At 68.8% G+C, this 12,521-nt stretch carries 11 protein-coding genes, 5 tRNA genes and 1 pseudogene; 2 read left to right on the forward strand and 15 right to left on the reverse strand.

Going from position 1 to position 12,521, the window contains the following annotated elements:
• Positions 1 to 76: 76 nt before the first annotated feature.
• Positions 77 to 751: pseudogene (gene cofC / locus ACFWUQ_RS15255) on the forward strand (2-phospho-L-lactate guanylyltransferase); the annotation flags it as partial.
• Positions 752 to 1,094: 343 nt separating this feature from the next.
• On the opposite strand, the gene ACFWUQ_RS15260 reads toward cofC, so the two are convergent.
• The 4 genes from ACFWUQ_RS15260 to leuC form a co-directional block, all read right to left on the reverse strand.
• Positions 1,095 to 1,775 (reverse strand): HU family DNA-binding protein, encoded by a 681-nt coding sequence (locus tag ACFWUQ_RS15260; RefSeq protein WP_384537932.1) that lies wholly within the window; start codon positions 1,773 to 1,775, stop codon positions 1,095 to 1,097.
• A 144-nt stretch (positions 1,776 to 1,919) separates the two neighbouring features.
• Entirely contained in the window at positions 1,920 to 2,147 is a 228-nt protein-coding gene (locus tag ACFWUQ_RS15265; protein WP_384537935.1) for a hypothetical protein, read from the reverse strand.
• Between the two features lie 136 nt (positions 2,148 to 2,283).
• A complete protein-coding gene (leuD, locus tag ACFWUQ_RS15270; RefSeq protein ID WP_384537937.1) occupies positions 2,284 to 2,877 on the reverse strand; it encodes a 3-isopropylmalate dehydratase small subunit in 594 nt (197 codons plus the stop codon).
• 3 nt (positions 2,878 to 2,880) lie between these two features.
• Positions 2,881 to 4,305 carry a 3-isopropylmalate dehydratase large subunit gene (leuC, locus tag ACFWUQ_RS15275; RefSeq protein WP_384537940.1) on the reverse strand — a complete coding sequence of 475 codons (1,425 nt, stop codon included), beginning with the start codon at positions 4,303 to 4,305 and terminating at the stop codon, positions 2,881 to 2,883.
• Positions 4,306 to 4,490: 185 nt separating this feature from the next.
• Here leuC and ndgR point away from each other — a divergent pair, with 185 nt between their 5' ends.
• Positions 4,491 to 5,207 (forward strand): IclR family transcriptional regulator NdgR, encoded by a 717-nt coding sequence (ndgR, locus tag ACFWUQ_RS15280; RefSeq protein ID WP_007266782.1) that lies wholly within the window; start codon positions 4,491 to 4,493, stop codon positions 5,205 to 5,207.
• Positions 5,208 to 5,316: 109 nt separating this feature from the next.
• Here the strand turns inward: ndgR and ACFWUQ_RS15285 are convergent, their stop codons facing one another.
• From ACFWUQ_RS15285 to ACFWUQ_RS15335, 11 genes are all read right to left on the reverse strand, one after another.
• On the reverse strand, positions 5,317 to 7,941 hold the full coding sequence (locus ACFWUQ_RS15285; RefSeq protein WP_384537942.1) for a KGGVGR-motif variant AAA ATPase: 2,625 nt from the start codon (positions 7,939 to 7,941) through the stop codon (positions 5,317 to 5,319).
• A 17-nt stretch (positions 7,942 to 7,958) separates the two neighbouring features.
• Positions 7,959 to 8,363 (reverse strand): hypothetical protein, encoded by a 405-nt coding sequence (locus ACFWUQ_RS15290; RefSeq protein ID WP_384537945.1) that lies wholly within the window; start codon positions 8,361 to 8,363, stop codon positions 7,959 to 7,961.
• Between the two features lie 122 nt (positions 8,364 to 8,485).
• Positions 8,486 to 8,558, reverse strand: a tRNA-Glu gene (locus ACFWUQ_RS15295).
• Positions 8,559 to 8,581: 23 nt separating this feature from the next.
• Positions 8,582 to 8,653: transfer RNA gene (locus ACFWUQ_RS15300), tRNA-Gln, on the reverse strand.
• Positions 8,654 to 8,677: 24 nt separating this feature from the next.
• A tRNA-Glu gene (locus ACFWUQ_RS15305) sits at positions 8,678 to 8,750 on the reverse strand.
• Positions 8,751 to 8,811: 61 nt separating this feature from the next.
• Positions 8,812 to 8,884, reverse strand: a tRNA-Glu gene (locus ACFWUQ_RS15310).
• Positions 8,885 to 8,910: 26 nt separating this feature from the next.
• Positions 8,911 to 8,982 (reverse strand) — tRNA-Gln (locus tag ACFWUQ_RS15315).
• A gap of 86 nt (positions 8,983 to 9,068) precedes the next feature.
• The gene (locus tag ACFWUQ_RS15320; RefSeq protein ID WP_384537948.1) at positions 9,069 to 9,797 is read right to left on the reverse strand and encodes an HAD family hydrolase; all 729 of its coding nucleotides are present in this window, start codon (positions 9,795 to 9,797) and stop codon (positions 9,069 to 9,071) included.
• A gap of 115 nt (positions 9,798 to 9,912) precedes the next feature.
• Positions 9,913 to 11,388, reverse strand: coding sequence for a glutamate--tRNA ligase (gene gltX / locus ACFWUQ_RS15325; RefSeq protein ID WP_384537949.1), 1,476 nt, complete (start codon positions 11,386 to 11,388; stop codon positions 9,913 to 9,915).
• Positions 11,381 to 12,169: a fumarylacetoacetate hydrolase family protein gene (locus ACFWUQ_RS15330; RefSeq protein ID WP_384537952.1), complete on the reverse strand. Its 789-nt coding sequence runs from the start codon at positions 12,167 to 12,169 to the stop codon at positions 11,381 to 11,383. The genes gltX and ACFWUQ_RS15330 overlap by 8 nt, the downstream gene beginning before the upstream one ends.
• An 87-nt stretch (positions 12,170 to 12,256) precedes the next feature.
• Complete coding sequence (locus tag ACFWUQ_RS15335) at positions 12,257 to 12,442, reverse strand: hypothetical protein (protein WP_384537955.1); 186 nt, start codon at positions 12,440 to 12,442, stop codon at positions 12,257 to 12,259.
• Positions 12,443 to 12,521: the final 79 nt, after the last annotated feature.

Here is a 12,521-nt window from a genome sequence, read left to right on the forward strand (position 1 = left end):
CGTACGCCCCGCTCGCGGCACCGGACTCCCGGGCCGCCCGGCCGGGAGCGACAATGGGCCGACACATGACCCGGCCATGACCCGACCATGGCCCAGGACCGTGCCGGAGCGCACCGCAGGGAAGGGGCCGGCCACGAACGCCGTCTGGAGTCTGGTGGTCCCGCTCAAGCCCCTGGCGTCGGCCAAGAGCCGTCTCGCGGCGGCCGTGGGCGCCTCCCGTCCGGGGCTCGCGCTGGCCTTCGCGCAGGACACCGTGACGGCGGCGCTGGCCTGTCCGGCGGTCGCCGATGTGGTGGTCGTCACGGACGACGCCCCGGCCGGCGGGGAACTGGCCCGGCTCGGCGCACGGATCGTCGCGGACCGACCGGGCGCGGGGCTCAACGCCGCGCTGGCCCACGGCGCGCGGGAGGTCCGCACGGGCCGGCCCGGTGCGGCGGTGGCCGCGCTGAACGCCGATCTGCCCGCGCTGCGGCCACTCGAATTGCTACGCGTGCTCGAAAACGCCTCGGTATTTCCCAGGGCATTTCTGGCGGATGCGGCCGGAATCGGGACGACCTTGCTTTCCGCGGCCCCGGGTATGGAATTGGCCCCCGCGTTCGGCGGCCCGTCCCGGGTCCGGCATTCGGCGTCGGGCGCGGTGGAAATAGGCCTGCGGGGCGTCGACAGCGTGCGGCGGGACGTGGACACGGGAGCCGACCTGCGGACCGCGCTCGCCCTCGGTGTGGGCCGTCACACCGCCCGATACAGTGCCGGTATGCAGGCGACCGCGTACACGTACGACTCCCGGACCCGCAGCGGCAGTGTGCTGCTGGACGACGGCACGCCGGTGCCCTTCGGGGCGCCGGCCTTCGACGCGGGGGGCCTGCGGCTGCTGCGGCCCGGGCAGCGGGTGCGGATCGAGACGGACGGCGAGGGCGCCGGCCTGCGGATCACCCTGGTCACGCTCCAGACCTTCTGACCTCCCGGCCTCCCGGCCTCCCGGCCTTCCGGCTCCTTGACCTGCGCCCGGCGGCCCGGCGGGACCTCGGGGGCAGCACCGCGGGCCGGTTCCCCCGCCGACAGGGGAAACCGGCCCGGCGTGTGCGACTCGTGCCCTACTTGCTGCGGGCGGTGGTCTTCTTCGCGGTGGCCTTGCGCGTCGCGGTCTTCTTGGCGGGCGCCTTCGTCGCGGCGGTGGTCTTCTTCGCCGCCGGGGCGGTCTTCTTCGCGGTGGCGGTGGTCTTCTTCGCCGCCGGAGTGGTCTTCTTCGCGGTGGCGGTGGTCTTCTTCGCCGTGGCGGTCGCCTTCTTCGCGGTGGCCGTGCTCTTCACCGCCGCCTTCTTGGCGGTCGCGGTGGTCTTCTTGGCGGTGGTCTTCTTCGCGACCGCGGTCTTCGCCGCGGCCTTCTTGGCGGTCGTCGCCTTCTTCGCGGCGGCCTTCTTCACCGTCGCGGAGGCACCACCGGTGAGGCTGCCCTTGGGCGCCTTCTTCACCGACACCTCGCCGCCCTTGGGCAGCTTCTTGGTGCCGCTGACCAGGTCCTTGAAGCCCTGGCCGGCGCGGAAACGGGGCACGGAGGTCTTCTTGACCCGGACGCGCTCACCCGTCTGCGGGTTCCGGGCGTAACGGGCCGGACGGTCGACCTTCTCGAACGAGCCGAAGCCCGTGACCGAGACCCGGTCGCCCCCGACGGTAGCGCGGACGATCGCGTCCAGTACCGCGTCGACGGCGTCCGCGGCCTGCTGGCGACCGCCCAGCTTGTCGGCAATCGCTTCTACGAGCTGCGCCTTGTTCACGTCTTCCCCTTCGGAGACTTCGCCAGAACGAATGTGTTCAAGCTTATTTCGCACGTTAGGCGGATATATACCGCAAATCAAACACGAAACGGGCTAATCACCCTAGTGCCGCAACGCTGTAGGCCGTTACGGAGTTCCTTCGCATCAGTCGCCTTCAGGGAATCGACCCTCGTCGAGGTCCTTCATCAACCTGTCCAGGCGCCTTGCCGCATCGGCGAGATCGTGCTTCGCCGCAGCCGTGACGACCAACAGCTTCCGGGACAGCGCCATCCTTACGCCCTCCGGGACTTGCAGTGAGCGCACCCTTGCGTGCGCTTCTTTCAGCCGGTCCGCGACGAGCTCGTAGAGCTTGAGTTGACTGTCGCGTTCCATGCACAGATTGTGCCATCTGGGGCGAGTTGTCGCCTCACGGGGCCTCAACAAACGGCTGTGCCCCCCACCGGAGGGTGGGGGGCACCGTGTTGCCTATGTGATCGCGGTGGCTGAATAAGGGCTGATCAGACGGGAATCAAGCCCGAATCGTACGCGGCTTGTGGGCCGGCCGGCCGCTTTCGTACGTGGCGATGTCGGCTTCGTTCTGAAGGGTGAGGGAGATGTCGTCCAGACCCTCCAGCAGGCGCCAGCGGGCGTTGTCGTCGAGCTCGAACTCCGCCTCGACGCCCTCGGCTCGCACCTGTCGGTCGACGAGGTCGACGGTGATCTCGGCGGTGGGGTCCGCCTCGGTCAGCTGCCACAGCCGCTCGACGGTCTCCTGCGGGAGCACGACCGTCAGCAGGCCGTTCTTGAGCGAGTTCCCGCGGAAGATGTCGGCGAAGCGGGAGGAGATGACCGCCTTGAAGCCGAAGTTCTGCAGGGCCCAGACGGCGTGCTCGCGGGACGAGCCGGTGCCGAAGTCGGGGCCGGCGACCAGCACGGTCGCGCCCGCGCGCTCCGGGCGGTTCGTGACGAACTCCGGGTCCTTGCGCCAGGCCTCGAAGAGCCCGTCCTCGAACCCGTCACGGGTGATCTTCTTCAGCCAGTGGGCCGGGATGATCTGGTCGGTGTCGACGTTGCTGCGGCGCAGCGGGACGGCCCGGCCGGTGTGGGTGGTGAAGGCTTCCATGGTTCAGACTCCGGCGGTCGCGGTGGCGTCGGACAGATCGGCGGGCGAGGCCAGATGGCCCAGTACCGCGGTGGCCGCGGCCACCTGCGGGGAGACCAGGTGGGTCCGTCCGCCCTTGCCCTGACGGCCCTCGAAGTTGCGGTTGGAGGTGGACGCGGAGCGCTCACCGGGAGCCAGTTGGTCGGGGTTCATGCCCAGGCACATCGAGCAGCCCGCGTGCCGCCATTCGGCGCCGGCCTCCTTGAAGACCTGGTCCAGGCCCTCTTCGACGGCCTGGAGCGCGACCCGGACCGAGCCCGGGACGACCAGCATCCGTACGCCGTCGGCGACTTTGCGGCCCTCGATGATCCCGGCGACGGCGCGCAGGTCCTCGATGCGGCCGTTGGTGCAGGAACCTACGAAGACGGTGTCGACCCTGATGTCGCGCAGCGGCTGCCCGGCGGTCAACCCCATGTACTCCAGGGCCTTTTCGGCGGCGTTGCGCTCCGAGGCGTCCTCGTACGAAGCCGGGTCGGGGACGCTGGCCGACAGCGGCGCGCCCTGCCCGGGGTTGGTGCCCCAGGTGACGAACGGGGACAGCGTGGTGCCGTCGATGACGACCTCGGCGTCGAAGACCGCGTCCTCGTCGGTGCGCAGGGTCTTCCAGTACTCCACCGCCGCGTCCCAGTCCGCGCCCTCGGGGGCGTGGTCGCGGCCCTTGAGGTAGTCGAAGGTGGTCCGGTCGGGGGCGATCATGCCGGCCCGGGCTCCGGCCTCGATCGACATGTTGCAGATGGTCATGCGCGCTTCCATCGAGAGCTTCTCGACAGCCTCGCCGCGGTACTCCAGGATGTAGCCCTGGCCGCCGCCGGTGCCGATCCTGGCGATGATCGCCAGGATCAGGTCCTTGGCGGTGACGCCCTCGGCCAGCGCGCCGGTGACGGTGATCGCCATCGTCTTGGGGCGGGCCAGCGGCAGCGTCTGGGTGGCCAGCACGTGCTCCACCTGGCTGGTGCCGATGCCGAAGGCCAGCGCGCCGAAGGCTCCGTGCGTGGAGGTGTGCGAGTCGCCGCAGACCACGGTGGTGCCGGGCTGCGTCAGGCCCAGCTGGGGTCCCACGACGTGGACGACACCCTGCTCGACGTCGCCCAGCGAGTGCAGGCGTACGCCGAACTCGGCGCAGTTCTTGCGCAGCGTCTCCAGCTGGGTCCGGGAGACCGGGTCCGCGATCGGCTTGTCGATGTCGATGGTGGGGGTGTTGTGGTCCTCGGTCGCGATGGTGAGGTCGAGGCGTCGGACCTTGCGGCCGGCCTGGCGCAGGCCCTCGAAGGCCTGCGGGCTGGTCACCTCGTGCAGCAGGTGCAGATCAATGAAGAGGAGGTCGGGCTCGCCTTCGGCGCGCCGGACGACATGGTCGTCCCAGACCTTCTCCGCGAGTGTCCTACCCATCGCTTTCCCTCCGGCCGGCCGGTTGTGCCGGCGCTTCATAGAGATCTGTTGCGCCTGGTCGCCCGTACCCCACGCGCGGGACGACCGGCTCGGACCCAGTGGTTCGTGGACCCGCACATACAGACTCGCTGGTTCTTGGAAAAATTGAACTTGCGTTTCACAGTGTGAGACGCGAATATCGTTTCATGGACAACTCTAGCGGCGTCGGCGTTCTCGACAAGGCAGCTCTGGTATTGAGCGCACTGGAGTCCGGTCCGGCCACCCTCGCCGGGCTGGTCGCGGCGACAGGGCTCGCACGACCCACGGCACATCGCCTCGCCGTGGCACTGGAACACCACCGGATGGTGGCGAGGGACATGCAGGGCCGGTTCATCCTCGGACCGCGGTTGGCGGAGCTCGCCGCCGCGGCCGGCGAGGACCGCCTGCTGGCCACGGCGGGACCGGTACTCACCCACCTGCGCGACGTGACGGGGGAGAGCGCGCAGCTCTACCGCCGCCAGGGGGACATGCGCATCTGCGTGGCGGCGGCCGAGCGGCTGTCGGGCCTGCGGGACACGGTCCCGGTCGGCTCCACGCTCCCGATGAAGGCGGGCTCGGCCGCGCAGATCCTGATGGCCTGGGAGGAGCCCGAGCGGCTGCACCGCGGCCTGCAGGGCGCGCGCTTCACGGCGACCGCTCTCTCGGGCGTACGGCGCCGGGGCTGGGCCCAGTCGATCGGCGAGCGGGAGCCCGGCGTGGCCTCCGTATCGGCCCCGGTGCGCGGGCCGTCGAACCGGGTGGTGGCCTCCGTGTCGGTCTCCGGGCCGATCGAGCGGCTGACGCGACACCCCGGCCGCATGCACGCCCAGGCCGTCATCGACGCGGCCGCACGCCTCACGGAGGCCTTGCGCCGCTCGGGCTGACCCGGCCCGGGCCCCGACAAATCAAAAGCACCACAGACCCCTGAAGGGGCCGCCTGCCGACGCCGCACACGTCCAGCTAGCGGCCCCTTCCCATGGGGCGTGAGTACCCCTACATCGGACCCCGACGGGTCACACTCAGTGCCCAGCGGTACAGGTCAGGCACTCGGAACGAGCGTGTAGCGGCATCACTCTCGACGGCTGCGATCAGCCCGGCCTCCTGCGCAAGCCCGATGAGGTCCTCGGGTGTCTCCCCCAGCGCCTCTTCCAGGGCGTCCTCGCCCACGGGAGTACGCCCATACTCCCTGAGAGCAGCCGCCACCTGGCGAAGTTCCTGGAACTCCTCGTCCAGGAGCGCCGAGAGCGCCGGTTCACTCACATGCTCAAGGCTCAGGGCGAGACTTCGCGGTCGTAGCACTGACCGTTCATATCCGCTACGCCTTTCTTCGTCCTTCTCCCACTCCAACGCTGCGGCGAACAACTGCAACAGCGCTCTAGGAGAGTGGTCTCCATTGGCGTCCGCCAACCGGTTCCACACCCAGTTCGAGGTGAAAGCCGTACGCTCACCGCGCATTCGCTCTCCGACCAGCGCACCCCAGGCAGAAGCAACCTGGTCGGGGCTCCAGGAAGCTACGTCCGTCGCTGGCAGGAGTTCGTCGGTCGCGGCAAGGATCTCCCGGAAGGCTGGGGCCCTCACCGCCCTCTTGAGGACAACCTTGAAATATTCCTCGCGCTCCTCCCACTGCAGTCGCCGCGACAAACCGTAGAAGTGGCTCTTGTTCTCGAAACGGAGGCCGTGCCAGATGTCTTGCCGGACCAAAATCTTCAGGCGCACCCCTTTGAGCCGAGGTGCCAGGTCGGCCTGCTTCGTGAGGAGGCCCGCGATTGCGGCAGACCTTCGGATCCGCTGCTCAGGCGAGTGCCCGAAGGCAGTGTCCAGGCCATCGAACAAGATCAGCAGCTTGTCACCCATAGCGTCGACCCTGCGGAGCCAGTCAGCACACTGCAACGGGCCCATGGGGTCCGCGATGACCTGCGCAATGGCCTGGGTTGCTGCGAAGTCACCCACGTCGATGCCGTGCATGGCCGGGTGAGGCGCACCTTGTTCCTGTGACGGCGCATGAGTCCGGTAGATCGCCAGCGCTACCAGAACCTGCCAGAACGCCCCCCAGTCCAGCCCCTTCGCATCAAGGGCTCCCTCGATCGCATCGTAGTTCTCCGGCCCGAAGGACCAGTCGGGACGACCACTGAACTGGTTCGGAGTGGTTGCCAGGATAGGAGTCCACCCGTCGGAGCCACCTGCTGCAAGCCAGCGGAACAGGGCCGTCTTGCCGGTGCCCTTTCGCCCGAGGATGAGCGGGATGTGAGGGTCCGCTGTCTCGTTTACCTGGCGTGTCACCACGTAATCGAGCAGAAAGTCCTCGTGCTCAAGCAGCTCTGCCGTACCTGTCGAGAACGAGAGCTGACGCAACGCCGCCTTCTTGCTCTCGGAGGTCCGCTTGTGCGCCAAGGGTTCTGCGTTGGGTTCCGGCACGATCTGCAGGATCCAGTCCGCAATCCTGGCGTAAGGGGACAGCTGCCCCTGCACCGTCGACACCGTGTCCGAAAAGGCGACGTCAGCGCTGTACGGCACCACGTGAGTGATCTCCTCCGCCGACAGGGCCGACGCTTCAACCCGAGCCGAGCTGAATGGCTGCACCCAGCCGTCCACCCACCCCTTCGCCCGTTCGGCCAACCGGGACGCGCTGAGCCCCGGCGGCATAGGGGACACAACGAAACGCGGTTCCGGAGTCAGTCTGACTCCAACGTCGCGCCGCGTCGTGGACCGCAGTAGCGCCTTGGTCAGAAGCTCCGTTCCCGGCTTGGCCTGACCGTGTGGATGAAAGCAGACGACGGCCATGTCGGAGACGTCGAAGAGCAGCGGCGCTGCAACCGGACTCACACCCGTACGTGAGTCGATCAGAATCACGTCCGGCCGCAGGTTGGACTCACGTGCGTCGTCGATGAGCTTGTGCAGGGCATTGACGCGCTCGCGGTACCAGATCTCCGGCTCCAGGGCACGCAACTGGGTGGCATAGGTGCCGTCGAGCTTGCCGGCCGGGATGCAGAAGAGGCGTCCTGCATCGTCCACGGGCACCACGTGCTCAAGAATCGACGGACTTGCTTCGAACTCGTACTGCAACAGAAGAGAGACGACTCCGCGGTCCGTCCCGACTTCGTCCTCGATTCCGAAGAGAGAGTCGAGCCCGGGTGCTTCGAGATCCATATCGATACAGAGGACCGTGAGGCCGTGCTCCGCGGTCAACCGGCGAGCGGCAGCAACCAGAGCCGTGCTCCTGCCCACACCGCCTTTCAAGCTGTAGAACGTGACGACCGGAGCGGACTCAAGGTCGTCATCGAGGTCGCTGGCAAAGGTGATCTCTGTCGGCTCACTGTCATCGACCAGCTCCAGTGCGGAAGACCACGCCGGCACTCGGGTGGGCTCCGAAGCCAGCTCGCCATACCAGACGGTCTCCGCCGGCGTGATCAGTTCCCACGTGTGAACCCGCCCCGCGGCATCCTCGCCGAGGTGCGCGATCACCCGCTGCCGCCGTTCCTCGCCTGTCGAGGCCGCGAAAGCCTCCGACACGGCACGTACAGTGAAACCGCCGGCGTCCGACACCACCTGTACCTGCGCTCCGGGCGCCTCGGCCTCAACGGACCGTACGATCCGTTCAACTGCTTCGCGGTCTGACATGCTGCCTGCCGTCCCCTTCATCGCCGAACCCCTCTGCCCCTGCCCGACCCCTTCGACCCTGCGTCCCGAATCCGCGTGGAGACCCAGCCTGCCAGGTCGGTACCACCTTTCAGCAGGTCTCCCGGATCAACATCCTTGGGAAGTTCAGCCTCGTAGCGCAGTTCCGTGCCCCAGTGGGAAAGGAAGAGTTCGCCGTGACCGCGAGGGTTCGGGAAGGAGGCAGAAGCCCACAGGCCGCGCAGATTGTGCCCCTCCCGGCCACTGCGCGAAAACCGGATTCCGCGCATGTGCAGATAGTGTTTCAGTCGGCACTCCACCACGTAGCCGGCTAGATAGATCGCACCGAGCACCTGCCCTGCGTCCCTGAGGATCTGCGCCTCCGTTGCCCGAACCCTGGCAACATCATGAAAGTTGCTCATCATCCGCCCCTCCCCGGAGTCCCGGCGATGATGTTCTCACTCCCACGTCGCGCTTCGGGTGGAATCGGACGATATGCAACGCGAAGAGGCCCTCCGCGATGATCGCGGAGGGCCTCTTCGATGCGTACCCCCGACCGGATTCGAACCGGCGCTACCGCCTTGAGAGGGCGGCGTGCTAGGCCGCTACACAACGGGGGCCTGCTGGTGCTGCTGTTACTGCGCTGGGCTACCAGGACTCGAACCTAGAATAAGGGAACCAGAAACCCTCGTGTTGCCAATTACACTATAGCCCAAAGTGGTCTAGACCAGACCAACAGTACCCCCGACCGGATTCGAACCGGCGCTACCGCCTTGAGAGGGCGGCGTGCTAGGCCGCTACACAACGGGGGCCCTAGCGATCCTGCATCAAGACGTCCGGGTGCGACCCTGGAGATCTCGCGGGAAGGATCTGTACCCCCGACCGGATTCGAACCGGCGCTACCGCCTTGAGAGGGCGGCGTGCTAGGCCGCTACACAACGGGGGCAAGCACTGCGTTACTACTGCACTGCGCTGGGGTACCAGGACTCGAACCTAGAATAAGGGAACCAGAAACCCTCGTGTTGCCAATTACACTATACCCCACCGAAAGTCAACCCCTGAGGGGTTTTTCTTTTCTGGTGGCGCTCCGGTCCGGCCTTTCGGCCCGCTCCGGTGGCGCAGAAAGAACATTACCGGATGCCTGACCGTGCTCCAAAACGGGTATCCCCGGCCAGCAGGTCGGGAAGCCCGGCGAGTCCCCCGATACGGTGCACGCCGTCGGGTCCCGGCCCCCGGGCGCCGTCCCGGTCGAGCCAGACCGCGAGCAGCCCCGCGTCCCGGGCCCCGCGCGCGTCGATCTCCGGCTGGTCGCCCACGTAGGCCACCTCCCCCGGCGGCAGCCCGAGGGCCTCGCAGGCACCGAGGAAGGCAGCCGCGTCGGGCTTGCTGAACCCGAGCTCCACGGCGCAGACCAGCACCTCGAACCGGTCCCGCAGGCCGAGGTGGCGCAGTTTGGGGTCCTGGTTGGCCAGGGAGGCGTTGGAGAGCACGCCGTGCCGGTAGCCGGCGGCGAGGGCGTCCAGCGCGGGCACCACGTCGGGAAAGAGGGTCCAGGCGGTCTTGTAGTGCGCGATGTACTGGTCGAACCAGGCGTCGGCGGCCTCACCGCTCATCCCCGGCGCGCCGAGGAAGTCCCGGACCCGGTCCCTGCGCTGCCCCTGGAAGGTGACCGCGCCCTCGGCGAAGCGCGCCCAGTGCCGGTCGGTGAGCTCCCGCCACACGGCCAGCGCCCGCTCGGGGCTGCCGTACCGGTCCTTGGGCTCCGTGGCGTCCAGCTGGCGGGCGAGCCCGGCCGCGTCCGCGCCGGTGTAGTCGAACAGGGTGTCGTCGACGTCCCACAGCACGGCTCGGATCGGCATGGGCCCGACCCTACTCCGCCCCGTCCGCGCGCAGGGGCCGGCGGGGGAAACCCCCCGGGGGCGGCGGCCGGGTGCGGCTGCCGCCCCCGGGGGGACGTACGGGGCGTAGCGGCGGTCAGCCGGCGAGCTTGGCCAGGGCCGCGTCGATGCGGGACAGGGACCTGTCCTTGCCCAGGATCTGCAGGGACTCGAAGAGCGGCAGGCCGACCGTGCGGCCGGTGACGGCGACACGGACGGGGGCCTGGGCCTTGCCGAGCTTGAGGCCGTGGGCCTCGCCGGCGGTCAGGACGGCCTGCTTGAGGGACTCCGGGTCCGACCAGTCGGCGGACGCGAGGTTCTCGCGGGCCGTGGTGAGCAGCGCGGCCGGCTCGCCCTTCATCGCCTTGGCCCAGGAGGCCTCGTCCTCGACGGGCTCTTTGAGGAAGAGGAAGTCGACGTTGGCGGTGATGTCGGAGAGGACCGTCACACGCGTCTGGGCGTACGGGGCGATGGCCGCCCAGGCCTCGGCGTCGAAGTCCTGCGGCGCCCAGTTGGCGTGCGGGGCCCGCAGCCAGGGGGTGCAGGCGTCCGCGAAGGCCTTCGGGTCCAGGAGGCGGATGTGGTCGGCGTTGATCGCCTCCGCCTTCTTCAGGTCGAACCGCGCGGGGTTGGCGTTCACGTCCGGGATGTCGAACTTCGCCACCATCTCCTCGATGGTGAAGATGTCCTGGTCCTTGGAGAAGGACCAGCCCAGGAGCGAGAGGTAGTTCAGCAGGCCCTCGGGGAGGAAGCCCCGCTCGCGGTACAGGTTGAGCGAGGACTCGGGGTCGCGCTTGGACAGCTTCTTGTTGCCCTCGCCCATGACGTACGGCAGGTGGCCGAACTCCGGGACCGCCCGGGCGACGCCGAGCTCGATCAGCGCCTTGTACAGCGCGATCTGGCGCGGGGTGGAGGACAGCAGGTCCTCGCCGCGCAGGACGTGGGTGATCTCCATCAGCGCGTCGTCGACCGGGTTGACCAGGGTGTAGAGCGGGGCGCCGTTGGCCCGGACGATGCCGAAGTCCGGCACGTTCTCGGGCGTGAAGGACAGCTCGCCGCGCACCAGGTCGGTGAAGGTGATCGTCTCGTCGGGCATCCGGAAGCGGACGATCGAGGTGCGGCCCTCGGCCTCGTACGCGCTCCGGCGCTCGGCGTCGAGGTCGCGGCAGTGGCCGTCGTAGCCGGAGGGCCTGCCGGCGGCGCGGGCGGCGTCGCGGCGGGCGTCGAGCTCCTCGGTGGTGCAGTAGCAGCGGTACGCGTGGCCGCCGTCCTGGAGCTTGCGCGCGACGTCCGCGTAGATGTCCATGCGCTGGGACTGGCGGTAGGGGGCGTGCGGTCCGCCCACCTCGGGGCCCTCGTCCCAGGTGAAGCCGAGCCAGCGCAGCGAGTCGAGCAGCTGGTCGTACGACTCCTCGGAGTCGCGGGCCGCGTCGGTGTCCTCGATGCGGAAGACGAACGTGCCGCCGTGGTGGCGGGCGAACGCCCAGTTGAAGAGGGCCGTCCGGACCAGGCCGACGTGGGGGTTGCCGGTCGGGGAGGGACAGAAACGGACGCGGACGGGTGCGTTAGCCACGCTTGATCACCTTGTTGGTGAGAGTGCCGATGCCTTCGATGGTGACGGCGACCTCGTCGCCGACGTTCAGGGGGCCGACTCCGGCCGGGGTCCCCGTGAGGATGACGTCGCCGGGGAGGAGCGTCATGGCCTCGGTGATGTGGACGATGAGGTCCTCGATCGAGCGGACCATCTCGCTGGTGCGGCCGAGCTGGCGCTGCTCGCCGTTGACCGTGCACTGGACGGCGAGGTCGCTCGGGTCCAGCTCGGTCTCGATCCAGGGGCCGAGCGGGCAGGAGCTGTCGAAGCCCTTGGCCCGGGCCCACTGCTGCTCGCGCTGCTGGACGTCGCGGGCGGTGACGTCGTTGGCGCAGGTGTAGCCGAGGACGACGTCCTTGACGCGCTCCCTGGGGACCTCGCGGCACATGCGGCCGATCACCACGGCGAGCTCCGCCTCGTGCTGGAGGTCCTGGGTGAAGGAGGGGTACGCGATCGGGTCGCCGGGGCCGACCACCGAGGTGGAGGGTTTGAAGAAGGTGAGCGGGGTCCCGGGGACCTCCTGGCCGAGCTCCGCCGCGTGCTCCGCGTAGTTGCGGCCGACGGCCACGACCTTGTTCGGGAGTACGGGCGGCAGCAGTCGGACCTTGCTCAGCGGGACCTTGGTCCCGCTGAGCTCGAAGTCCGCGAACGGGATGCCCTTGATGATGTCGAGGACGAGCGTCGATTCGTCGCCGGGGGCGGTGCTGCCCTCGACCGCGCCGAACGCGACGTTGCCGTCGATCGAGAACCTGGCGATGCGCACGTGTTGCGTCTGCCCCTCTGGTTGCGCCGGCTGGAGTCTGCGGGCTCCAGGCTAACGCGGCGGGAGGGGACGCTTCGCGCTGCTGCGCTAGGACGCGGCGGCGGCCGGCGGCGCGTCCATCAGGATCGTGCGCCGCGGGTTGGCCGTCTGCGCCGGGAGCTCGACGGAGTGTTCCGGGGCCAGGGGCGCCTGCAGCTCCTCCGCGTCCTTGAGGTGCACGAGGGTGGTGCGGCGGGGGTTGGCTATGTTGCGGAACATCGTCGTCGTCTTCATCGGAGTCTGCGGTCCTCGGTTCGGTCTCGTGGGTCTCGGTTGTCGCACGCCCAACCCTGCAAAGGGAAAGGCTAAACAT

The organism is Streptomyces sp. NPDC058662 (assembly GCF_042716255.1).
Lineage (GTDB): Bacteria > Actinomycetota > Actinomycetes > Streptomycetales > Streptomycetaceae > Streptomyces.